At 72.2% G+C, this 23054-nt stretch carries 20 protein-coding genes; 13 read left to right on the plus strand and 7 right to left on the minus strand.

Annotated elements, in window-relative coordinates; genetic code table 11:
- The first annotated feature begins 43 nt into the window (after positions 1-43).
- The 7 genes from AB0J02_RS13175 to AB0J02_RS13205 all read left to right on the plus strand — a co-directional run bounded on the left by AB0J02_RS13175 (position 44) and on the right by AB0J02_RS13205 (position 6566).
- On the plus strand, positions 44-1420 hold the full coding sequence (locus tag AB0J02_RS13175) for an MFS transporter (RefSeq protein ID WP_363193713.1): 1377 nt from the start codon (positions 44-46) through the stop codon (positions 1418-1420).
- Positions 1417-3147, plus strand: coding sequence for a dihydroxyacetone kinase family protein (locus AB0J02_RS13180; protein ID WP_363193714.1), 1731 nt, complete (start codon positions 1417-1419; stop codon positions 3145-3147). The genes AB0J02_RS13175 and AB0J02_RS13180 overlap by 4 nt, the downstream gene beginning before the upstream one ends.
- A 21-nt stretch (positions 3148-3168) precedes the next feature.
- On the plus strand, positions 3169-3630 hold the full coding sequence (locus tag AB0J02_RS13185) for a ribose-5-phosphate isomerase (protein WP_363193715.1): 462 nt from the start codon (positions 3169-3171) through the stop codon (positions 3628-3630).
- Positions 3630-4400 (plus strand): triose-phosphate isomerase family protein, encoded by a 771-nt coding sequence (locus tag AB0J02_RS13190; RefSeq protein ID WP_363193716.1) that lies wholly within the window; start codon positions 3630-3632, stop codon positions 4398-4400. The genes AB0J02_RS13185 and AB0J02_RS13190 overlap by 1 nt, the downstream gene beginning before the upstream one ends.
- Positions 4400-5200 carry a TIM barrel protein gene (locus AB0J02_RS13195; RefSeq protein ID WP_363193717.1) on the plus strand — a complete coding sequence of 267 codons (801 nt, stop codon included), beginning with the start codon at positions 4400-4402 and terminating at the stop codon, positions 5198-5200. The genes AB0J02_RS13190 and AB0J02_RS13195 overlap by 1 nt, the downstream gene beginning before the upstream one ends.
- On the plus strand, positions 5158-6060 hold the full coding sequence (locus AB0J02_RS13200) for a phosphogluconate dehydrogenase C-terminal domain-containing protein (protein ID WP_363193718.1): 903 nt from the start codon (positions 5158-5160) through the stop codon (positions 6058-6060). Before AB0J02_RS13195 ends, AB0J02_RS13200 begins: the two co-directional genes overlap by 43 nt.
- A 119-nt stretch (positions 6061-6179) precedes the next feature.
- Positions 6180-6566 (plus strand): hypothetical protein, encoded by a 387-nt coding sequence (locus AB0J02_RS13205; RefSeq protein WP_363193719.1) that lies wholly within the window; start codon positions 6180-6182, stop codon positions 6564-6566.
- A 13-nt stretch (positions 6567-6579) separates the two neighbouring features.
- On the opposite strand, the gene AB0J02_RS13210 is transcribed toward AB0J02_RS13205, so the two are convergent.
- From AB0J02_RS13210 to AB0J02_RS13230, 5 genes are all read right to left on the minus strand, one after another.
- Positions 6580-7539 (minus strand): NAD-dependent epimerase/dehydratase family protein, encoded by a 960-nt coding sequence (locus AB0J02_RS13210; RefSeq protein ID WP_363193720.1) that lies wholly within the window; start codon positions 7537-7539, stop codon positions 6580-6582.
- Between the two features lie 125 nt (positions 7540-7664).
- Entirely contained in the window at positions 7665-8297 is a 633-nt protein-coding gene (locus AB0J02_RS13215) for a DUF6629 family protein (RefSeq protein ID WP_363193721.1), read from the minus strand.
- A gap of 57 nt (positions 8298-8354) precedes the next feature.
- The gene (locus tag AB0J02_RS13220; RefSeq protein ID WP_363193722.1) at positions 8355-9770 is read right to left on the minus strand and encodes an FAD-binding oxidoreductase; all 1416 of its coding nucleotides are present in this window, start codon (positions 9768-9770) and stop codon (positions 8355-8357) included.
- 100 nt (positions 9771-9870) lie between these two features.
- Positions 9871-12489: an AAA family ATPase gene (locus AB0J02_RS13225; RefSeq protein WP_363193723.1), complete on the minus strand. Its 2619-nt coding sequence runs from the start codon at positions 12487-12489 to the stop codon at positions 9871-9873.
- Positions 12490-12590: 101 nt separating this feature from the next.
- Positions 12591-13328: an SDR family oxidoreductase gene (locus tag AB0J02_RS13230; protein ID WP_363193724.1), complete on the minus strand. Its 738-nt coding sequence runs from the start codon at positions 13326-13328 to the stop codon at positions 12591-12593.
- A 111-nt stretch (positions 13329-13439) separates the two neighbouring features.
- On the opposite strand from AB0J02_RS13230, the gene AB0J02_RS13235 reads away from it, so the two are divergent.
- The 3 genes from AB0J02_RS13235 to AB0J02_RS13245 are packed head-to-tail and all read left to right on the plus strand — an operon-like array spanning position 13440 to position 17411.
- A complete protein-coding gene (locus tag AB0J02_RS13235; RefSeq protein ID WP_363193725.1) occupies positions 13440-14240 on the plus strand; it encodes a helix-turn-helix transcriptional regulator in 801 nt (266 codons plus the stop codon).
- 55 nt (positions 14241-14295) lie between these two features.
- Positions 14296-14775: a MarR family transcriptional regulator gene (locus tag AB0J02_RS13240; protein WP_363193726.1), complete on the plus strand. Its 480-nt coding sequence runs from the start codon at positions 14296-14298 to the stop codon at positions 14773-14775.
- Entirely contained in the window at positions 14772-17411 is a 2640-nt protein-coding gene (locus tag AB0J02_RS13245) for an FUSC family protein (protein ID WP_363193727.1), read from the plus strand. The genes AB0J02_RS13240 and AB0J02_RS13245 overlap by 4 nt, the downstream gene beginning before the upstream one ends.
- Here the strand turns inward: AB0J02_RS13245 and AB0J02_RS13250 are convergent.
- Entirely contained in the window at positions 17408-17812 is a 405-nt protein-coding gene (locus AB0J02_RS13250) for a Ser-Thr-rich GPI-anchored membrane family protein (protein ID WP_363193728.1), read from the minus strand. The two genes, AB0J02_RS13245 and AB0J02_RS13250, sit on opposite strands and share 4 nt — an antisense overlap.
- Positions 17813-18052: 240 nt before the next feature.
- Positions 18053-19384, minus strand: coding sequence for an SLC13 family permease (locus AB0J02_RS13255; RefSeq protein ID WP_363193729.1), 1332 nt, complete (start codon positions 19382-19384; stop codon positions 18053-18055).
- 197 nt (positions 19385-19581) lie between these two features.
- Here AB0J02_RS13255 and AB0J02_RS13260 point away from each other — a divergent pair, with 197 nt between their 5' ends.
- The 3 genes from AB0J02_RS13260 to AB0J02_RS13270 all read left to right on the plus strand — a co-directional run bounded on the left by AB0J02_RS13260 (position 19582) and on the right by AB0J02_RS13270 (position 23054).
- Positions 19582-20589, plus strand: a complete 1008-nt coding sequence (locus tag AB0J02_RS13260; RefSeq protein WP_363193730.1) for a LacI family DNA-binding transcriptional regulator — start codon at positions 19582-19584, stop codon at positions 20587-20589.
- Positions 20590-20749: 160 nt separating this feature from the next.
- Complete coding sequence (locus AB0J02_RS13265; RefSeq protein WP_363193731.1) at positions 20750-22105, plus strand: extracellular solute-binding protein; 1356 nt, start codon at positions 20750-20752, stop codon at positions 22103-22105.
- A 1-nt stretch (position 22106) separates the two neighbouring features.
- Positions 22107-23054, plus strand: a complete 948-nt coding sequence (locus AB0J02_RS13270; RefSeq protein ID WP_363193732.1) for a sugar ABC transporter permease — start codon at positions 22107-22109, stop codon at positions 23052-23054.

Here is a 23054-nt window from a genome sequence, read left to right on the forward strand (position 1 = left end):
ACCCAAGTCCGGACAGAGCTGTCCGGCGAGCCGAGGAGTCGCCATGCCTGCCAGCACCGCGCCGCCCGTGACAGAGGCGCGATCAGCCGTCGAAGCGTCGGCGATCAAGAAGATCTCGATCCGCCTCGTCCCGTTCGTGGCCCTGATGTTCTTCGTGAACTATCTGGACCGCACGGCGGTCTCGTTCGCCGAACCCAACGGGATGGGCCAGGACCTGGCCCTGACCGCCGCCCAGTTCGGCTTCGCCTCCGGGATCTTCTTCCTCGGCTACATCGTGCTCGAAGTCCCCAGCAACATGGCCCTGCACCGCTTCGGTGCCCGCCGCTGGCTGGCCCGGATCATGGTCACCTGGGGCATCGTCTCGCTCCTCTTCACCTGGGTGAACAGCAGCGGCGGCCTCTACACGCTGCGCTTCCTGCTCGGCGTCGCCGAAGCCGGGTTCTTCCCCGGCGCGATCCTCTTCCTGAGCCAGTGGGTGCCGAGCCGGCACCGCACCAAGATCCTCGGACTCTTCTACCTCGCCCAGCCGCTGACCACGGTCTTCGGCGCCCCGCTCGCGGGCTGGCTGATCGGCCACCACGGCCTGTTCGGCCTGGAGGGCTGGCGCGTGATGTTCCTGTTCGTGTCCATCCCGGCGATCCTGCTCGGCGTCATCGCCTGGTTCTACCTGATCGATCGCCCGGCGGACGCGAAGTGGCTGACCCCGTCCGAACGGGACTGGCTCACCAAGGAGCTGGACGCCGAGAACGCCGAGAAGGCCGGCCACGACGGCGCGCACGCCAAGGGCGACCTGAAGACGGCGTTCACCAACAGCCGCGTCTGGATCCTTGCCGTCGTCTACTTCGGATTCGTCTACGGGCTCTACGCGCTCGCGTTCTTCCTGCCGACCATCATCAACGGCTTCCAGGAGCAGTACGACACCACGTTCACCGTGATGGACAAGGCGTGGATCACCGCGATCCCCTATCTTCCCGCGGCCTTCGTCCTCTTCTTCTGGAGCCGGCACGCCACCCGGCACGGCACCAGCACCTGGCACGTCGCCGGACCCGCGATCGTCGGCGGCATCTCGATCCCGCTCGCCCTCTACATGGGCTCGCCCGCCGCCACCGTCGCCGTCATCACGGTCACCGCCTGCGCCATCTTCGCCGCGCTCCCGGTCTTCTGGGCCGTGCCCTCCCGCTTCCTCACCGGAGCGGCAGCCGCGGCCGGTATCGCCCTCATCAACACGGCGGGCAACATCGCCGGATTCGCCTCCAGTTACATCACGGGCTGGCTCAAGGACTGGACCGGCGCCTACTACGTACCGCTCTATCTCGTCGGCGTCTTCATGCTCGTGTCGGCCGCACTGATGATCTGGCTCGCCGCCCGCAACCCCCAGTCTCTGTCAGCCACTTCAGCCCCCGCGGAGAACCAGCGATGACCCGCCTCTACAACGACCCCGCCGCCTTCGCCGACGAAGCGCTCGAAGGATTCGCAGCCGCCCACCGCCGCTGGGTGCGCCCCGTACCGGGCGGGGTGGTGCGGGCCACCGCGAAGACGCCCGGCCAGGTGGCCGTCGTCATCGGCGGCGGTTCCGGCCACTACCCGGCCTTCTCGGGCCTGGTCGGCCAGGGCCTCGCGCACGGCGCCGCCGTCGGCAACGTCTTCGCCTCACCCTCCGCCCAGCAGATACGTAACGTGGCCCGCGCCGCCGAGGCCGGCGGCGGTGTCCTGCTCCTCTACGGCAACTACGCCGGCGACGTCCTGCACTTCGGGCAGGCGGCGCAGCGGCTCACCGCCGAGGGCATCCCCGCCCGCACCTTCGCCGTCACCGACGACCTCTCCAGCGCCGCCCCCGACGAGACCCACAAGCGCCGCGGCATCGCGGGCGACCTGCCCGTCTTCAAGGCCGCCGCGGCCGCCGCCGAGCAGGGGCTGACGCTCGACGAAGTGGCGGCCGTCGCCGCGCACGCAGGCGCCCGCACCCGCTCCTTCGGCATCGCCTTCTCCGGCTGCACCCTGCCCGGCGCCGACCACCCGCTGTTCTCCGTCCCCGAGGACCGGATGGCCCTCGGCCTCGGCATCCACGGCGAACCCGGCATCGGTGAGGCGGCCGTGCCCACCGCCGACGAGGCCGCCGAACTCCTCGTCTCGGCCCTCCTGGAGGAACTCCCCGACGGCGTCACCGGCCCGGACGGGCAGCGCGCCGCCGTCATCCTCAACGGCCTCGGCTCCGTCAAGTACGAGGAACTCTTCGTCGTCTACCGGCGCGTGGCCCGGCTCCTCGCCGACGCGGGCGTACAGGCCGTCGACCCCGAGGTCGGCGAGCTCGTCACCAGCTTCGACATGGCGGGTGTCTCCCTCACCCTGACCTGGCTCGACGACAGTCTCGAAGCGCTGTGGACCGCGCCCGCCGACACTCCCGCCTACCGCAAGGGCGCCGTGCCCGCCACGGCCGTCGTCACCGAGGAGCCGGTTCAGGAGGACGAGCGCGGCGCCGACACCTATGAGGCGAGCGAGGACTCCCGCAGGGCCGCCGCCACCGCCCTCGACGCGTTGCGGCTGCTCAACGAGACCGTCGAGGCGCACGCCGACGAACTCGGACGCATCGACGCCGTCGCGGGAGACGGCGACCACGGCATCGGCATGCGGCGCGGCGCGGGAGCCGCCTACGAAGCCGCCCAGCACGCACGCGAGTCGGGCGCGGGAGCGGGCTCCCTGCTGACCGCCGCCGGTGACGCCTGGGCGGACAGGGCCGGCGGCACCTCGGGCGCCCTGTGGGGCATCATCCTGCGCGCCCTCGCCGACGCCCTCGGCGACACCGAACGGCCGACCCCGGCGTCCGTCGCCCACGGAGTCCGGCAGGCGTCCGACGACGTCCGCAGGACCGGCGGCGCCGAGGTCGGCGACAAGACGATGGTGGACGTCCTCGTCCCCTTCGCCGAGACGCTCGGCCACCAGGTCGCCACGGGAGCCGGGCTGGCCACGGCCTGGGCCGCGGCGGCGGACGCCGCCGAGCGGTCGGCCCGCGCCACCGCGGACCTCCTGCCCCGCATGGGCCGCGCCCGCCCGCACGCCGAGAAGTCGCTCGGCACACCCGACGCGGGGGCGCACTCCCTCGCCCTGATCGTCCGCGCCGTCCACGGCGCGCTCGCCACCTGCCAGTAACTCCCTTTAAGGACACGTGACATGAGTGAGAAGCTGCGGATCGTCGTCGGCAGCGACGACGCCGGCCACCAGTACAAGGAGGCCCTGAAGAAGGACCTCCTGGCGAGCGAGCTCGTCGCCGAGGTCACCGATGTCGGCGTGGACGCCGACGGGCACACCGCTTACCCCGAGATCGCCATCGCCGCCGCCGAGATGGTGGCCCGCGGCGAAGCCGACCGGGCGCTGCTCGTGTGCGGCACCGGCCTCGGCGTCGCGATCGCCGCCAACAAGGTCAAGGGGATCCGCGCGGTCACCGCCCACGACTCCTTCTCCGTGGAGCGCGCGGTGCTCTCCAACAACGCGCAGGTCCTCACCTTCGGGCAGCGCGTCGTCGGCCTGGAACTGGCCCGCCGCCTCGCCGCCGAGTGGCTGACCTACCGCTTCGACGACTCCTCGCCGTCCGCGGCCAAGGTCCAGCTGATGAGCGACTACGAGGCGGCCTGATGACTGCCCCGCTCCTGCTCGGGGTGAGCCTGAAGATGTACTTCGGGCACCACGAGACCCTCAACTGGTCGCGGAAGGTAGTCCAGTTGGCCGACGAGCACCCGGCCGTCACCGGCGGCGCGGCCCGCCTGTTCGTGCTGCCCGCCTTCCCGGCGATCGTGCCGGTGGCCGGGATCCTCGCGCGCAGCGGCGTCGACGTCGGCGCGCAGGACATCGCGACGGAGGACGTCGGCGCGTACACCGGCGAGGTCTCCGGCCCGTATCTGAAGGAGATCGGCTGCCGTTACGCCGAGGTCGGCCACGCCGAGCGGCGCCGCCTCTACGGCGAGGGCGACACGGTCGTCGCCGCGAAGACCGCGGCCGCCCTGCGCAACGGGCTCGTCCCCGTCCTGTGCGTCGGCGAGCTCGACCCGGTCGAGCCCGAGGAGGCCGCGCGCCGCACCGTCGCCGAGGCCGCCCGCCTGCTGTACGGCATGCGCGGCAAGGTCGTCCTCGCCTACGAGCCGCAGTGGGCCATCGGAGCCCCCGAGCCTGCCTCGCCGGAGCACATCACCACGGTGTGCGCGGCGCTGGGGGAGTGGCTGAACTCCCGCCCCCAGCACGCCGGTTCGACCGTCATCTACGGCGGCAGCGCCGGCCCCGGACTGCTCAGCCGCCTCGGCGGGTCCGTCGGCGGCCTCTTCCTGGGCCGCTTCGCGCACGACCCGGCCGCCGTCGGCCGGATCCTCGACGAGGTCGAGGCCATGAACGCACCGACGGCGGTGGCGTGATGGCGTACGGCATCAGCACCTACGCGTACTTCTGGCGGATCTCGGAGCGGGCGACCAAGCGCCTCTCCCTGCTCGACATGCTCGTCGACACCAAGGAGCTGGGCGGTCAGGTCTTCCAGATCTGCGACTTCCCCGAGATCGAGTCGTACGACGCCACGCGCCTCGCCGATGTCCGGGACGCCGCACGGGACCTGGGCCTCCGCCTGGAACTCGGCACCCGGGGCGTGCGCCCCGAACACCTCGCCAAGTACCTGGACATGGCAGGGCAGTTGGACGTCACGCTGGTCCGCTCGATGATGAACACCGTCGACCACCGGCCCGGCGTCGACGAGGCCGTCACACTGCTGCGGCAGGCACTGCCCGCCTACGCACAGGCCGGGGTGACCCTCGGCCTGGAGACCTACGAACAGGTCTCCACCGACGACCTCCTCGCCGTGGTCAAGGGCGTCGACGACCCGCACCTGGGTGTCGTCCTCGACCCCGGCAACAGCGTGGCCCGCCTGGAGCGCCCGTGCGACGTCGTCGAGGCGACCGCCCCGTACGTGGTGAACATCCACGTCAAGGACTTCGCCTTCACCCGCCGTGACGGCTGGGTCGGCTTCACCTATGCCGGCTGCCCACTGGGCACCGGCCTGCTCGACCACGCCGCGATGATCGCCGCGGTCCGCCCGCACGAGCGCGGCATCAACCAGATCGTGGAGCACTGGCTCCCGTGGCAGGACGACGGCTTCGACGCCACCGCCAGGCTCGAACACCAGTGGACGAAGACCAGCATCACCACCCTCTTGAGGAGCGAATGACCATGGCCACCGAGAACAAGACAGTCGCCGTCATCGGGGCCGCCGGCAAGATGGGCCAGCGCGTCTCCAACAACCTGGTCGAGAGCGACTTCCGGGTCCTCTACAGCGAGGCCTCCCCGAAGGGCCAGGAGCTGATCCGCTCCCTCGGCCGCGACCTCACCGACTCCGACGCCGCCGCCAAGGAGGCCGACGTCGTGATCCTGGCGGTGCCGGACATCGTCCTCGGCACCGTCTCGGAGCAGCTGGTCCCGCTGATGAAGCCGGGCGCCGTCGTCCTCACGCTCGACCCGGCCGCCGCGTACGCGGGCCTGCTGTTCGCCCGCGACGACGTGCACTACGCCTGCGCGCACCCCTGCCACCCGTCCGTCTTCCTGGAGCGCACCACGAAGGAGGAGTGGCAGGACACCTTCGGCGGCATCGCCGCGCCGCAGGAGGTCGTCGCCGCGTACGAGGGCGGCGACGCCGACAAGCAGGCCCTCGCCGACGCCGTCATCCGCGTCATGTACGCCCCCGTGGTCGACGTCCACTGGGTCACCGTCAAGCAGCTGGCCGTCCTGGAGCCGACGCTCGTCGAGACCATCGCCTGCATGGTCGGCGCGCTGCTCACCGAGGCGCTGCACGAGACCGTGCACACCGTCGGCGTCCCGGAGAAGGCCGCCCGCGCGATGCTGCTCGGCCACACGCAGGTCGCCCTCGCCAACACCCTCAAGGGCTCCAACCCGTTCTCCGACGCCTGCCTCATCGCGATGGACTACGGCCGCGAGTCGATCGTCCGCGACGACTGGAAGAAGGTCTTCGACGACGCCGAGCTCGACAAGGTCATCACGCGCATGCTGAAGATCAAGGAGATCAAGCGCTGACCGGCGTCGCACGGGCGGGCGCACCCTCGTAACCCCTGATCCCGGCCCGGCGTTGGTCTGCCGGAGCCGGGTCCCGGCTCCGCGGAACCCATCGGCGCAGAGCACTCAGGGAGTCACCCATGCGGGCCGTCCTCAAGAAGATCGTCTCCGGTATCGGCGCCGCGGCGGCCGCGCTCGGCTGTGTCGTCGCGGCCGGGGCGCCCGCCGCCGCCGACGGCAAGTGGTGCAACAACGCCGTGTGCATCGAGACGTACGACTCCGGCACCTACCTCGGCCGGGTCGAGGTGTCGGTCATCAACACCAACCAGCCGCACACGATCAGCGCCCGGGTCTGGACCACCGACGGGTGGAGCGCCCGTACGAAGACGGAGGACGTCGCCGCGTTCCGCACCTACCGCGACCAGGCCTACCCCCAGCGGCACTTCGCCGCCGGTACGCGCCTGTGTGCCGAGGGCTTCCGTGGTGGCGAGAGCGTGGGCCTGCCGTGTGTGACGATCACCAACTGACGCCTGCTGGCGTCTAGTTGGCCGCGGCCTGGGCGCCGAGCCACGCGCTGTACCAGGCGAGCGTGGCGTCCAGGGCCTCGGCGAGGGGCGTCGGGGAGACCCCGAAGTGCCGCTCGAAGGCGGTCGAGGCCATGATCTGCGGCTCGGTGTGCTGGTAGAACATCTCGGCGTACTCGGCCATGAACTCGTCGTCGAACGGCCCGAACGGCCGGGGCTCGGTCACGGCGGTCAGTCGCATCGGCCGCCCCGTGCGCTGCTCGATCATCGCCAGGACGGAGCGGGTGGACCGGGCCGGAGCGGTCGGCAGGTGCCAGACGCGGCCGTCGCCTTCGGGGCGTTCGCCGAGCGTGGTGAGGCCGGACGCGACATCGCGTATGTACGTGTAACTGTGCGGCTGGTCGATGTCGCCGAAAGCCGGGACCTCGCCGCCGGTCAGCGCCGCGGGGAAGACGGCGCCGCCGAGCGTCGAGTTCAGGACGGCGGGCCCGAAGAAGTCGGCGGACCGGGCGAGCACCACCCGGGCCCGCCCCGCACGGTGCGCCGTCAGATACTTCTCGTCCAGGTCGGCCCGCATCCGTCCCTTGCGCGTCGTGGCCTGCCACGGGGAGTCCTCCGTCATCACCGCACCGCCCGTCTCGCCGTACGGGTACAGCGTGTCGAGCACGACGAGGCGCGCCCCGCTCTTCTCCACCGCGCCGAGCACGGCCTCCTGGATGCCCGGCATCACGGCGACCTGGAGGTGATAGGCCACATTGACGCAGTGGTACACGACGGCCGCGCCGGCGACGGCGGCGCGCGCGCCCTCGGCGGTGCCGACATCCGCGGCGAGGCGCTCGACGCCGGGGAGGGCCGGGCCCCGGCCCTTGCGGTCGACGAGCCGCACGGGGTGGCCGCGGCGTACGAGCTCCTCGGCGAGGGCGGTCCCGGCGGGGCCGGAGCCGAGGACGGCGTGCGGGGGCTGGGGGCTGGTCATGGCGGATCCCTTCGACAGCCGCCCACGGCGGCATCGGCGTAATGACTCATCGCTTCTGTTAGAGACTCTAACGCTCGCGTATGGCTCTAGCAAGGAGTCGACCAGAGGGTGGGAAGGCGGCTGCCTCAGCCGTCGGCGGGCCGGGGCGCGCTCCGGCGCACCCAGACGTACAGGACCGCCGAGCCCAGCGCGGCGCAGGCGCACCAGGTCGAGATGAACTCCCAGCGCCACAGCGCCGCGCACCCGGCGGCGGCCACCGTGACCAGGGCCCCCAGCAGGATCAGGCCCGCCTCGCCGGACAGGAGCAGTGAACCGATGGTCGCCACGAGGTACCCGGCGATCAGCCATCCGGCGTGCGGCAGGCCGATCTCGTAGGCCATGGTGTGGCCGCGCACGGTGGCCGTGACGCTCTTCGTCGCCAGCACGTACGCGAGGCAGCCGGACGTCACGACGCCGCACACGAGCGGGAGCGCCAAGCGCAGGCGGGCCCGGGGCGGTGCCACCAACAGCACACCCGCCGGTACCCAGAGCGGCAGCAACGGCAGCGCGATCACCGCCCAGGCGACGACGGCGGGGCCGCGGCCGCCGCCGTCGTTCCAGATCACCGCCTCGATGATCTGGTGCGCGCCGAGCAGCAGCGGCAGCGCCGCCAGCGGCACGGCGCGCGGCCGGGTGCGGGCCGCCCGCGTCACACAGGCGATCCCCACCGCGGCGATCGCGCTGCCCGCCACGAGGTCGGCCGTCGCGCTCCAGCACATGCGGGCAACGCTACGTTCCCGGAGCCAGTCCGGCGCGTCGATGGCGCATCCGGCCGGTCAGGGCCGGGCCTCGTAGCGGGAGGCCGGGTCGGGCTCGATGTTCTGGTTGAGGCGGAAGACGTTCTCCGGGTCCAGGGCCGCCTTGACGCGGGCGAGGCGCGCGTAGTTGCCGCGGTAGCTCGCCCGTACGCGCTCCTGTCCCTCGTCCATCATCATGTTCACGTAGGCGCCGCCCGCCGAGAACGGGTGGAGTGCCTCGAAGTAGTCGACGGTCCAGCGCTTGACGAGCCCGGCGTTGGCCGGGTCCGGGTCGACGCCCGCGTAGACGCTCGCCCACCGCGAGTCCCGGTAGTGGAACGCGGTGTCGGTCGCGCCGAGATCGTGCACGGCGCCGTCGATCGGGTACAGGTGCATCGTGGACTGCGGGGTCGGCGCCTCGGGCCCGAACTCGGCGTGCAGCGCCACGGCCTCGTCCGGGATGTCCCGCACGAAGTCGGCCCGCCAGTACCACTGGTCGCCGGGCGGGTAGAGCTCGTCGAACATCGACTGCAGGGCCGGGTGCGGCAGTGGCGCGACGGCGTGCAGCAGGGGCGCCGGGAGCGCGTCGAGGAACGGGGCCATCGCCCGGCCGGCCGCGTCGGGGTCGTCCTTCGTGTGGCACCACACGACGGCGCACACCTTGCGGTGATGCAGCTCCTCCGGGAACGGGGGCACCGGCGGGACGGTCGCGTACATGAAGAAGCCGTTCACGTCGCGAGGCGCGGAAGGGATGAACTCCCGGTAGGCGGCGAGGACTTCAGCGCTCTGCTCGGCCGCCCAGAAGGTGGGTCCCGCCACCACCGTGTCCACCTCGTGCAGCCGGAACGTGAACGCGGTGACGACGCCGAAGTTGCCGCCGCCGCCCCGGATCGCCCAGTACAGGTCCGTGTTCCCGTCGGCATCCGCGCGTACCCGGGTGCCGTCGGCCAGGACGACCTCCGCCGCCACGATGTTGTCGACCGTCAGGCCGTGACGCCGGGTGAGGTGGCCGAGCCCGCCGCCGAGCGCGAGCCCGCCGACGCCCGTGGTGGAGATGATGCCGCTGGGTGTGGCCAGCCCGTGCTCGTGGGTGGCCGTGTCGACCAGCCCCCAGGTGGCGCCGCCGCCGACGCGTACGGTGCGGGCGGCGGCGTCGACCTCGACGGAGTTCAGCGGCGCCAGGTCCGCCACGACGCCGTCGTCGCAGGTGCCGAGGCCCGCCCCGTGATGGCCCCCGCCCCGCACCGCGAGCGGCAGCGCGTGCCGGCGCGCGAAGCCGATGACCCGAGCGACGTCGTCGGCGTCGGCACAGCGCGCCACGAGCGCGGGGTGCCGGTCGATCATTGCGTTGTAGACGGCGCGCGCCTCGCCGTACCCCGTGTCCTGCGGTCCGATCAACGCGCCGTGGAAGTCGGTGAGTTCGCTGCGTGCCGCCTGTGCGGGCGTGGTGGTCATGCGGTCCCCCGGGGAGCGATGGGTGTGGTCCGCCTGTTGTACGGTCACGGGCCCCGCCCCGGCATGCGTGCCGGCCACCCACCTCTGGCCCCGCACCTGCCTACGTTTCGCCCTCGGGGAGCAGCCCGAGTGCACGGGCCCGCGCGGCAGCCCGGCGCCGGGTGGGCGCGTCGAGCTTCTCCAGGACCGCGCGGACGTGGTTGTCGACCGTGCGCACGGAGAGGACCAGCCGGTCGGCGATCTCCGGATTGGTCAGGCCTTCCACCAGGAGCCTCACGACTTGGAGTTGACGGCCTGTCAGTCCCGCCGGATTGCGCCGGGTCGCCGCGTGCGGGCCGCGCGGGACGTGCCGCACACCGAGAGCGTGCAGTTCGGCACGGACCAGGCGGGCCAGCGGCCGCGCCCCCAAGGCGTCCAGGGTCCGCAGCGCGCTCATCTTGTCCGCCGGGTCCGGGCTCTCCGCGAGGGCGGCCGCGTACTCGTACGGGCAGCCCGCCTCCTGCCACACCCGGGCCGCCTTGTCCCACTGGCCCGCCGCTTGGAGCGCGTAGGGGTGGCACGACTCGTACGGCGGCACGGTCCTGCCCGCCTTGGCGAGCCAGTAGCCGAGTTCGGCGCGGTGGGGCGGGGCCGACAGTCGCCGGGCCTGCGTGTGCACCGGTTCGGCCGCCGCGACGACGCCCGCCGGGTCGCCGCGCAGCCAGGCGGCCTCGGCGCGGGCCGCCGCCACCGGTCCGGTGCGCTGCAGTTCGCGCGTCCCCAGGGCGATCCGCCAGGCCCGGTCGAGGAGTTCGTCGCCGCCCGCGGTGCCGCGCCTGATCCGGACCCGGGCGAGAACGGTGAGCGCGGGACAGCGGGCGGGCGGGAACACGTCGGCGCCGAGCAGCGCGCACCGCTCGGCCGCCGCCCAGTCGCCCGATGCGAACCGGTGCAGGGCCCGCTCGATACGGAGATAGGTGAGAAAACCCAGGTGTTCGGCGCGGTCGGCGAGCTCCATGGCGGGCGTGAGCAAGCGGTCCGCCTCGGTCAGGCGCAGGTCGTCGAGGAGGAACCAGACGATGTTGGCGTACGCGCGGCAGGCGTGCTCCACCTCGCCCGCGGCCAGCGCCACCCGCAGACTCTCCTCCAACTGCCGTTGCCCCGCCGGGTCCCCGGACCGCCAGCGGGCGCTGCCGACGTTGTTGAGGGCGTGCGCGAGGATCGCGGCGTCGCCGGCCGAGCGGGCCAGCGCCATGGCCCGCTCGCCGTAGTCGGCGGCCGCCGCGTCCTCGCCGGACAGCATCCGCAGTTGCGCCGTGTTGCTCAGGGCGAGAGCCAACAGCCTTTCGTCACCGGCCTGTTCGAGGACGGCGAGGGCCTCGCGCGCGGCGGCCTGCGCGGCGTCCGCGTCACCGGCCCACCAGTGGATGCGGGACAGCCAGCGCAGATCGGCTCCCAGCGCCCGCAGATCGGCCAGCTCCCGGCGCAGTCCTACGGCGTCGCGCTGCGCCCCGACAGCGGCCCCGGCGTCCCCGATGGTGTAGCTCTCGACCGCGAACTGCTCCAGCAGATCGGCCCGTTCGGCGGGGCCGAACCGGTGCCGGTGCCGGAGCACGAGCCGCAGATGGGCGGCGGCCTCCCGGTGTGCCCCCGCACGCGCAGCGTCCCGCGCGGCCCCCGGCCCGAACCGGGTGACAGCCTCGGCGTCGCCTGCCGCCGCCGCGTGGTGCACGATCCGCGACCGGTCGGCGTCGGGGTCCTTCACCAGGGCCGACAGCACGGCCCGGTCGAGCGCGATGCGCCGGGCCGCGGGCAGCGAGTCGACGACCACCCGGCGGATGATCTCGTGCCGGAACGCCACCCGGTCCACGGCCACGACCAGCAGCCCGCCCTGTTCGGCGGCCGCGAGCGCGCCGTCGCGCTCACCGTCGCCCAGCAGGGCGTCGACGAGGGAGCGCTCCACCGCGGAGGGCACCACGGCCAGCTGTTCGAGGGCGTCCCTGGTCGTGTCGGAGAGTCCGCGCAGCCGGGCCAGCACGGCGTCGACCACGGTCGGCGGCACCGCCCCGCTGTCGCCAAAGGCGGTGCCCGCCGCGACCACCTCGGCGACGAAGAACGGATTGCCCGACGTCACGGTGTACACCTGCGCCGGATCGAGGTCCGCCGCCGCACTCAGGGCACGTACCGCCTCGGGCGACAGTGGGGCCAGGGGGAGCCGGTGGACCCTGGCCGCACCCGACACCAGTCCGAGCAACTGCCGCAGCGGATGGCCGCGGCCCAGCTCGTCGTCCCGGTAGGTGAGGACAAGGACGGCCGGCAACCCCTCGACCCGGCGCACCAGGTACCGCAGCGCGTCCAGGGAGGCCTCGTCGGCCCAGTGCACGTCCTCCACGACCAGCACCGCGGGGTGCGGGCCGCCGGCCAGCTCGGCATGGAGCGCCTCGTGGACCCGGTGCCGGTCGCCCGCGTCGCGCAGCGCCCGCGCCAGCTCGGCGCCCACGCTCCCGACCAGGTCCCGCAGCGGTCCCAGCGGGCGGCCGGTAGCCAGGTCGTCGCAGTGTCCGACCAGGAGCCGGGCGCCGCGGGGCAGTACCCGCGGCAGGGCCCGCACCAGCGACGACTTGCCGATCCCGGCCTCGCCCAGGACGAGCACGACGGAACCGGCGCCGTCCGTGGCGTCCCGCACGGCGGCGGCCAGCCGCTCCAGTTCGAGATCCCGCTCGAGGATCCCCCCGTTCACGTCCGGAGTGTCCCACCGGGACCCTGCCCACGGGCAGGTCGGACGGGACGGATACGCCGATCGGCCCGGGCGCCGCCCTACCGACGGCAGAGGCGTGCCGGTCAGCTCTGCGCGGTCGGCCGGACGACGATCTCGTTGACGTCCACGTCGGCCGGCTGCTCGATCGCGAACGCGATGGCCCGGGCGATCGCCGCGGGCGGGATCGCGATCCGGTCCCGCATCCCGGCGATCTCGGCGCGGACTCTCTCGTTCGTCGAGCCCTCGGCGAAAGGCGTGGCGGTCATCCCGGGCGAGACGGTGGTCACCCGCACCGTCGGCCCGGCCTCCTGGCGCAGCCCTTCGCAGATGGCCCGCACCGCGATCTTCGTGCCGGCGTAGACGGCCATCGCCGGTGCGACGCGGTACGCGGCGGTGGACGCCGTCGTCACGAAGTGGCCGCCGCCCTGGGTCCGGAAGACGGGCAGGGCAGCGCCGATGCCGTGCAGCACACCCTTGATGTTGACGTCGACCATGTGGTCCCACTCGTCGGTGCGCAGATCGTCCAGCGGCGAGATGGTGCCCGCCCCCGCATTGCCGACCAGTACGTCGAGCCGCCCGAACCGCTCGCCCGCGAGTCCGACCAGGGCGCGTACGTCGTCGACGCGGGTCACGTCCGTACGGATCGCGACGGCCTCGCCGCCGGCCTTCTCGATGCGGGCGACCAGCTCCTCCAGCCGCTCCGAGCGCCGCGCGCCCAGAACCAGACGTGCGCCGCGCTCGGCGAGCAACAACGCGGTCGCCTCGCCGATGCCGCTGCTCGCCCCGGTGATGGCCACGACCTTGCCCGTGATCCCTGACATGGGTTTCTCCCTGCTCTTTCCAGATCCGTTCTGTGTCTCGGTGTCAGTCTGATCCGCGGCTAACCTGGTATCCAGAGCCCATTTATTCTGGAACCAAAGGTGGCAGGCGGCATGGACCGGACGTCCGAGCAGCGGCGTGAACTCGGGGCGTTCCTGCGCAGCCGCCGGGCGCGGATCACCCCGGCCGAGGCGGGGCTGCCGTCGACCGGGCGGCGCAGGACCCCGGGGCTGCGGCGGGAGGAGCTGGCCCTGCTCGCCGGGATGAGCGCCACTTGGTACACGTACCTGGAGCAGGGCCGCGACATCCGCGCCTCCGACCAGGTCCTCGACGCGCTCGCCACCGCGCTGCGGCTCTCACCGAACGAGCGCGACCACCTGTTCCAGCTCGCCGGGCGCGCCCCGGCCGCCGACCCCCCCGACGCGGAGCCGCTCGCCGCGGAGGTCGCCGCGGTTCCTCTGCTGCTCCAGCCGCATCCCGCGTATGTCATCGACGGCACGTACGACGTGCTCAGTCGCAACCAGGCTGCCGAGGAGACGTTCCCGCGTCTGGTCACCGACGACGGCCGGCGGCCCAATCTCGTGCGCTGGACCTTCCTGGAGCCGCTGGCGCGGGATGTCGTGGTCGACTGGGAGCCCGAGGCGCGGGGTCTGCTGGCCCGGGTGCGCACCCTGGCCGGCGAGCATGCGGGCGACCCCCGGTACGCGCGGCTCGTCGAGGAGCTCCACGAGGGCAGTCCCGAGGTGCGGGAGTGGTGGCCCCGGTTCGAGGTGGGGACGCGCCGGGGCGGGCGCAAGCGGCTGCGATCGCCGGGCAGGGGCGTGGTCACGTACGACTACACGGCGTTCCACGTGGCCGGGCAGCCGGAGCGGACGCTGGTGATCTACGCGGAGTCGGGTGGGGCGGGGCAGTAGGGCCCCGCGCCGACCCCGGTCAGATGTTTGTATGTGGCATGTATATAATTTCGGTATGCATCTACCCTCGGGGTCCGTCGAACCCCTCGAGGCCCGGCGGATCGAAGGCGCCGCCCGCGGCCTGCTGCGGGGGATCGGGCAACTGACCCAAGCCCTGTTCAAGGCAGGGGAGTTCGGGCTCACACGCAGCCAGGTCGCCCTGCTGGACGCGCTCGAAGCGGCGCCGCGCCGGGTGACCGAACTCGCCGCCGCGACCGGGATGGCCCAGCCGCGGGTCACCGTGATCCTGCAGAAGCTCGAAGAAGTCGGACTCGTCGAGCGGCAGCGCTGCGCGGCCGACCGGCGCGTGGTGCGGACGGAGCTGACGCCTGCCGGACGCGACCTGCTCGAACGCGGCCGCCGCCGGATGGCCGGGGCCCTGCTCGCCGCCCTCGACGGCAGCATCGACGACCCTGAGCACGCGGTGCGCGCGGTCGGATCCGCGCGGGACGCCATCGCCGTACTCGTACACGCCATGGAATCGGAGACCACTTGACCACCCCGGACACACTGCCGGACACCTCCACCCCGCACGCGGCCGCCGCAACGGACCTCGCGCCCCACCGGGTCGCCGGCCCGCGCAGATGGTGGGACTGGGTGCTCGCGGCCGACCCGGGGCTCGGTCAACTCCAGTCGGGCTGGCGGTCGTTGGTCGCCATGGTCACCTCCCTCGCCGTCGGCTACGGGATGGCCGAGGCGCTGAAGATCCCGCCCATGATCGGCATGATGGTCGCCGGGATGATGGGCCTGATGAGCGCGTTCGCGGTCGCCGAGAACACCTGGGACCGGCTCGCCCGCGCCATCCTGTGGATGCCGTTCCCGTACACCGCCGTGCTGTGGCTGTGCGCGAGCCTGAACGGGCAGCGCGTCCCGCAGATGGTCCTGATGATCGCCGCGCTCGCGCTGACGTTCTTCCTCGCCAGGTTCGGGCCGATGGCCCTGCTCACCGGCATGATGCTCTTCAACGGCCTGATGGTCGGCATGCTCGCGGGCATCCCGGCCGCCCTCGTCGGCAAGGCCTTCGCCGTCGCCCTCGTCTCCGCCGCGGCGGTCCTCGTGACCCGGCTGCTGCTCTGCTACCCCATGCCCCGCGAAGACCTGCTGCGCACCCAGCGCGCCTTCGTCGTGGAGGCCCGGCGGGTGGCCGACGCCGCCGTCGACGCCCTCGACCCCGACGCCGACCGGGAGCGGGTCGTGCGCCGCATGAACCGCTCCCTGCGCCGCCTGAACATCACCACCGTCACCATCGACGGGCGCCTCGCCCAGCCCGAGGTCGCCGCCGACCCGACCTCGGCCGAACTGCTGCACCGCCACCTGTTCGACGCCGAACTCGCCTTGCGCGGCATCGGCCAGGCCGCCACCGACCTGACCCTGCGGCCCGTCCCCGAGCCGCTGCGCGAAGCCCTCGCGGTCGGCCTCGTGCTGGCCCGCGACACCCCGCTCGGCAAGGCCGAGGGGCTCCACCCGGCGGCGGCCCACATCCAGGAACGCGCCGAGACGGTCCTGCGCGACCCGGCCGCACCGGCCGACGACGTCGAGGCCGCCGTGCTCGCCCGCCGCATCGGCCACCTCCTGGACTCGCTCGCCGCGTCCCTGCACAACTGGCTCGCCCTCGGCCACACCACCTCGACCAGCCCGGCCGACGTCCCGTTCCAGCCCACCGTCGCCCTGGAGAACAACCGGCTGCCCGGCTCCGCGGGCCCCGCGCGGCGCGTCCTCGCCGCGGGCTCCGAGTCCGGCTGGCGCCGCGTCATCCCGTTCATCCGGGTCCCCGCGCACGCCGCCGTCGCCGCCGCGATCGTCTGCCCGATCTCCGACGCCATCGACCCGCACCGCTTCTACTGGGGTCTCGTCGGCGTGATGATCACGCTGTTCGGCACCAACACCACCCACGAACGCCTGCGCAAGTTCGGCCACCGCATGGTCGGCACCGCGATCGGGGCGGTGCTCGGCATCGTCATCCTGCACCTCATCGGCCGCGACCACGTCTACGCGACACTCGCCGTCATCGTCGCGGGCCTCACCCTCGGCGCCTGGGGCATGCAGCGCGCCTACGCCTGCTGGGTGGTCGGGCTCGTCGTCGCCCTCGTCCAGCTCTACGCCCTGACCACCCCCGACAGCGGCATGAACCACCTGCTGGGGGAGCGCCTCCTCGACAACGGCATCGGCGTCCTCGTCGCCACCGCCTGCGCCGCGCTGATCTTCCCGCTCTCCCGCCGCACCGTCGTCAAGGAGGCCGAGCGCGGTTACGTCGACGCGCTCGCCCAGGTCGTCATGCAGGTCGAGCAGCGCTGGTCCCGGCCGGACGAGCCCGTACGGCTGCGCGGCGCGGCCCGCGCGGTGGACGCCGCGCTGAGCCAGGTGCAGAGCGTCGTACGGCCCCTGGTGCGGATGCCCGTCGGCGTGCGCGGACCCGCCGCCGAGCACCGGGTGGCGCTCCTCGCCACGGCGACGGGCCACGCCCGCGCGCTGGCCGTGGCCGCCGACATCGACGTGGACCTCTCCCCGCGCCTGGCCGAACGCGCCCGGCTGGTCACCACGACTCTCACCGCGTCCCTCAAGGAACTCGACCGGTTCTTCGCCGGCGGCGAGCCGGAGGGGGCCGGCGCCTGGCGCCGCGTGGGCCCGCTCGTGCGCGAGCTGGAGGCGGAACTCGCCCCGGCCCCGCCCGGCCCGCGCGCCCGGCGCCTCGGCACCGCGCTGCGTGAACTCGACGCCCTCGACGAGACCCTCGCCGCGTACGCCGAGCAGGCCGGCCTCCCGGTCGCAGCCGAAGGCCGCACCGCGCAGGCGCCCGCCACACCCATGCAGCGGCGCACCCGCTCCGTGATGGCGGCCTGGAACGAACCGCAGCACCGCGTTCCCGCGCCCGTCGGAACGGCCCGCCTCGAAGGCGACGTGCGCTGCACCACACACCCCGAAGGGTGCCCCGCCTGGGTGACGGTGATCAGCGGCCGCGGCAAGCGACTCGCCAAGTCGCCGGTGACAGCGGGGAGTTACACCGTGGAGTCGCTGCCGCTCGGCACGCACACCCTGGTGATCTCCGCCTCCCGGCACGCGCCGCGCGCCGAACTGGTCACCGTGGAGCGCCCGTCGGAGACGGTCCGGCACGACGTCGAGCTGCGCTCCTAGCGGGAGCCGAGCCCGGGGGCCCGCCGCGCCGGCGGCCCCTGGGCGGCCTGGCGGCCCACGGTGAAGGACGGGCTGTAGCCGTGCTCGCCGCCGTCGCGGGCGACGACCTCGATGGCGTAGCCCCTGCCCTCCGGCACATCGGGCAGGACGGTCGCCGACTCGCCCGACGGCGCGGCACTGAGCTTCGCGGCGAGCAGCGCCACGCGGGCCGCGCCGCCGCGCACGAGCCACATGTCCACGGCCCGTCCGGTGCCGTTGTGCCAGGTCACGAACAGGCTGCCGCCCGTCCGGTGCACGGAGCCCGCGGCCGGCGCGGTCACGGTGACGGCCGGGTCGGCCGCGGGGGTGAAACCGAACAGCAGCGGGACGGCGGCCAGGATCAGGAATCCGGTACGGCGCATGCGACGACCTCGTTCCGGTGGATCGACAGATCGATAGATGGATACATCGACAGGAAGTCCATCGATGGGAAGTGCGGCGAGCAGTCGGCGCGGAGCCGACATGTTCAGCCCTCCCACCCGCGCAAGATCACGTAAGGGATCGGCGGGCAGCACCACCCCATGAGGTACGCCCGTGCCCCCGAAGCGGGCCACCCGACTGGACAGGGCGACGGACAGCACGCACCCTCGCGCGCCCGCGCCTCACCCGAGGCCCGTCACCACAAAGGCCAGCCACACCGCGGCGGGGGCGACGACCACGACCGCCGCTCCGTACAGCATCAACTGACGGAAGAACACGTCCCGGTCGACGTCCTCCGCGTTCGCGAGCACCAGCGCCCCGTTGGTGGAGAACGGGCTGACATCGACCACGGTCGCCGACACGGCGAGCGCCGCCACCATGCCCACCGCGCCGACCTCGCCCGCCGCGAGAAACGGCACGGCCAGCGGGATCAGCGCGCCGATGATGCCGACGGACGAGGCGAACGCCGAGACGATCGCGCCGATGTAGCAGAGCAGCAGGGCGGCGAGCAGCGGGACGCCGATGTCGCCGACGGCGTTCCCGGCCCACTTGATGGTGCCCATCTCGTCCAGCACGCTCACATACGTGAGCACGCCGCAGATGAGGAAGACCGTCGACCAGGAGATCTCGGCTACCGCGGTCTTGCTCGTCGCGGGCCACACGACACTGAGCAGTACCGCGATCGTGATCGCCGTGAGGCCGACGTCGAGGTCGAAGGCGAGCGCCCCGACGACGAGGGCGACGAGCCCCGTGAGGGTGGCGATGCGCGGGCCGTCCAGGCGCTCCGCGACGGGGGCCGGGGCCGCGGGCACACCCCGCTGTTGTTCCGCCGGCGGTTCCTGTGACGGGTCCGACGCCTGCGTGGAGCCGCCGCCGATTGTCACCGCGGCATGCTGGGGCACGCGCTCGGGGACGCCGCCGCGCCGCATCAACACGGTGTAGACGATGCCCGCGATGACCGTGTTCACGACGAGGCTCGCGAGGAAGAGGGCGCCCTCGTTCCCGGGCAGGTGCTCACGGTCGACGATGCTGTTCACCGTCGAGCCGTAGACGCTGGTCGGGGAGAAGCCGCCGGCCTGCGCGCCGTGGACCACCATGATCCCCATCAGCAGCGGGCTGATGCCGTACTGCGCGGCGAATCCGAGCGCCAGCGGCGCTACGATCGCCACCGCCCCCGGGCTGACGGCGCCGATCGCGGTGAGCGCGGCGGTGACGGCGAACATCATCCAGGGGATCAGCGCGACCCGGCCGCCCACCAGCCGGACCGAGGCATGCACCAGCCAGTCGGTCGTGCCGTTGGCGCGGGCGATGGCGAACAGGTATGTGACCCCGGCGAGGACCACGAAGAGATCCCCGGGGAAGCCCGCGAACACGGCGTCGGCGTCGAGATCGGCGGCCAGGCCGCCGACCGCGAAGGCCGCGGCGAAGGCGAGGGCTCCCATGTTGACGGAGCGGGTGGTGGCGATCACGAAGATGACCGCCAGGACGAGGATGGAGAGCAGCTCAGCGGACATGGGCGAACTCCAATTGGAAGAGTGGCTCAGCCAATTTCCCGTTGCGACATGAGCCTGTCAAGATCCGCGGCACGGTCGAAACGTCGGCTCGAAGGATCGCGGGACGCCTTTGACCCCCCTGTTCCACGCTGTCTTCTACTGTCTTTGACTTGCGTGAATCTGTTCAAAATTTGCTGTACTGCAGTACCGTGCCGGACGTGAAGAACCGAATCTCCCAGGTGGCCGCCTTCGCCGATGTGAGCGAAGTGACGGTCCGCCGCGTGCTGAACGGCAGTCCCGTCGTCGCCCCCGCCACCCGGGACCGCGTGCTCAGGGCGCTCGACGTCCTCGGGTTCGACCGGCCCGCGAGTGGCCGGACCGGTCGCGCCCCGCTGATCGGCATCGTCGTGCCCGACCTGCAGAATCCCGTGTTCCCCGCGTTCGCCGAGGCGCTGGCGGGGCGGCTGAACAAGCGCGGCCTGGTGCCGGTGCTGTGCACCCGCACGGCGGACGGCGTCTCCGAGGCGAACTATGTGGAGATGCTGCTGTCGCAGAACGTCGGCGGCATCGTCTTCATCGGCTCCAGCTACGCGGATGCGGGGGAGGCGCAGGGTAAGGCGCTGCGTGATCAGGGCGTGCCGATCGTCCTGATCAACGCCGCCGACGAGATGCCCGGCGCGGTCCAGGTGCGGGCCGACGACGCCCGCGCCGTCGAGCGGGCGCTGAGCCATCTCGCCGCGCTCGGGCATGAGCGGATCGGGCTGCTCATCGGGCCGGTCGGGCATGTGCCGTCGGCGTACAAGCTGTCGGGGTTCGCGGCGTTCTGGCAGGCCAGGGGCGTGCCGTCGGAGGTGTGGCGGCCGCTGGTCGTGCCCTCGCTCTTCTCGGTCGCCGGCGGCGCCGGGGCGGTGCCGGGGCTGTTGCGGGCGGGCGCCACGGCCGTCGTCTGTGCCAGTGACGCGCTGGCGCTCGGTGTGATCCGCGGGGTGCGGCGGGCAGGTCTCGACGTGCCGAAGGACCTGTCCGTCGTGGGTTTCGACGACTCCGCGTTCATGGGTGCCGTCGACCCGCCGCTGACGACCGCGCGCCAGCCCGTCGCGGCCATGGCCGAGGCCGCGGTCGACGCGCTGATGATGCAGGTCAGAGGGCATGTCGTGGCCGACGCTCCGATGTACTTCGAGACCGAGCTGATCGTGCGGGGCTCCACGGCGGCCCGCTCCCGCTGAGCGGAGCGGCCGACCCCGTGGCGTCGTCCATTGAGCAGAAATTTGCGTGAAATTATTGACCGCTTGCAGTCTCGCCTTCTAACTTCTGCGTATTCGCTGACGCCCACCGCTCGGATTCCGGGGCGCAGCTCGTTCCCGTATGCAGGAAGGCTGATCAGTGATGACTGGTGCGCTGAGCCGTCGTGGGTTCATCGGTGCGGGCATGGCCTGCACGCTGACGTGGGGGCTCGCCGCCTGCGGCGGTTCGCCGTCCGAGGGCGGCAAGGACGGCGTGGTCACGATCTCGGTGAACGGGATGCCGCCGAAGACGCAGCCGGTGGACCGCACGTACTTCGAGCAGGACGTCAAGGCTTTCGAGAAGGCCCACCCCAAGATCCGGATCGACGCCCGTGAGGGGCAGATGGACCCGAAGACGTTCTCCGCGAAGCTGGCCGGGGGGCAGCTGGAGGACGTCTACTACGTCTACTTCACCGATCCGGCGGGCCTGATCGCCCGCCGTCAGGCCGCGGACATCACCCCGTACGTGAAGGACCTGCCGTACGTCGCCGACCTCAAGCCCGCGTACAAGAAGGTCTTCACGGGTCCGGACGGCAAGCTGTACGGCCTGCCCAACGGGCAGTACTCCCTGGGTCTGATCTACAACCGCGACCTGTTCGAGAAGGCGGGCCTCGACCCGGACGAGCCCCCGACCACCTGGGACGGTGTCCGTGCCGCCGCGAAGAAGATCAGCGCGCTCGGCGACGGCACGGTCGGCTACGCCGACTACAGCAAGAACAACCAGGGCGGCTGGCACTTCACGTCGTGGGTGTACTCCATGGGCGGCGACATAGCCGTCCGGGACAGCGGCAGATGGCACGCCGCCTTCGACAGCGACGCCGGACGGCAGGCGCTGCGGATGCTCCACGCCATGCGCTGGACCGACGACTCCATGGGCTCGCGGCAGCTGCTCCAGATCGAGGACGTCCAGAAGATGATGGGCGCCGGCAAGCTCGGGATGTACATGGCCGGACCCGACAACATCCCCACCATCGTCAAGCAGTTCGAGCGCAAGTACAGCGAGTTCGGCGTCGCCGCGATGCCCGGCACCGCCACCCTGGGCGGCGGCAACGGCTTCATGGTCAACCCCAAGGCGTCCCCGGAGAAGATCAGGGCCGGGCTGCAGTGGATCCAGTGGAAGTACCTCAACCCCGACCGCACCGCCTACGAGGACAAGCGGGCCTCCGGCAACGACGTACCGATCGGGCTGCCCCTGGACCAGCTCTTCGACGGCACCGCGTCCGACAAGCAGGAGGCGAGCCACGCCAAGTACGCCAACGTCCCGCGCGACAACTACAAGCCGTTCGTCGAGGGCAACGCCGAGCTGGAGCAGAAGGTCGAACCGCCCGCCGCCCAGCAGATCTACACCGTCCTCGACAGTGTGATGCAGGCCGTCCTCACCAAGAAGGACGCCGATCTCGACCAGCTCCTGAAGGATGCGTCGAAGAAGGCCGACGGCATCCTCGCGACGGTCAAGTGACATGACAGCACCGACCGTCGCCCCCGCACGCGAGACCTCCGCGCCCTCCCGGCACGCCACCTCCAAGACACCGCCGTCCCGCAGGGCACGCCGCCTGCGCGACCACCTGATCGCCTACGCCTTCCTCGCCGCGGGCGTGATCTGCTTCGCGTTCTTCTCCTGGTACCCGATCGTGCGCGGCTGGCTCCTCGGCTTCCAGCAGGTCACCTTCGCCCAGCCAGCCCAGTGGGTCGGCCTCGACAACTTCCGCCGCCTCTTCGCCGACCCGCTCTTCCTCACCGCGTGGCGCAACACCGGCTACTTCACGCTGCTCGCCCTCGTCCTCGGCTTCGCCGCGCCCTTCGTGATCGCCGTCGTCCTCAACGAGTTCCGGCACGCCCGCGGTTACCTGCGGATGACCGTCTATCTGCCGGTGATGCTGCCGCCGATCGTCACGATGCTGCTGTGGCGCTGGTTCTACGATCCCGGACCGGGCCTCTTCAACAACGCCCTGGACATCCTGCACCTGCCGGCCCAGCAGTGGCTGGAGTCCGAGCACCTCGCCATGGTCTCCCTGGTTCTCGTCTCCACCTGGGCCAACATGGGCACCACCACGCTCATCTACCTCGCGGCACTCGGCTCGATCCCCGGCGACCTGTACGAGGCCGCCGAGCTGGACGGCGCGTCGATCCGGCAGCGGCTGTGGCACATCACGCTCCCGCAGACGCGGTTCATCCTGATGATCACGCTGCTGCTGCAGATCATCGGCACCATGCAGGTCTTCATCGAGCCGTTCGTGCTCACCGGCGGCGGACCCGACGACGCCACCGTCACCGTGCTGCTCCTGCTCTACCGCTACGCGTTCGTCTACAACGACTTCGGCATGGCCAGCGCCATGAGCACCCTCCTCTTCGTCGTCCTCGGACTGTTCGCCGCCGGATATCTGCGGCTGACCCGCGGCAAGAGCTGA

The sequence above is a fragment of the Streptomyces sp. NPDC050264 genome, from assembly GCF_040655895.1.
Lineage (GTDB): Bacteria > Actinomycetota > Actinomycetes > Streptomycetales > Streptomycetaceae > Streptomyces.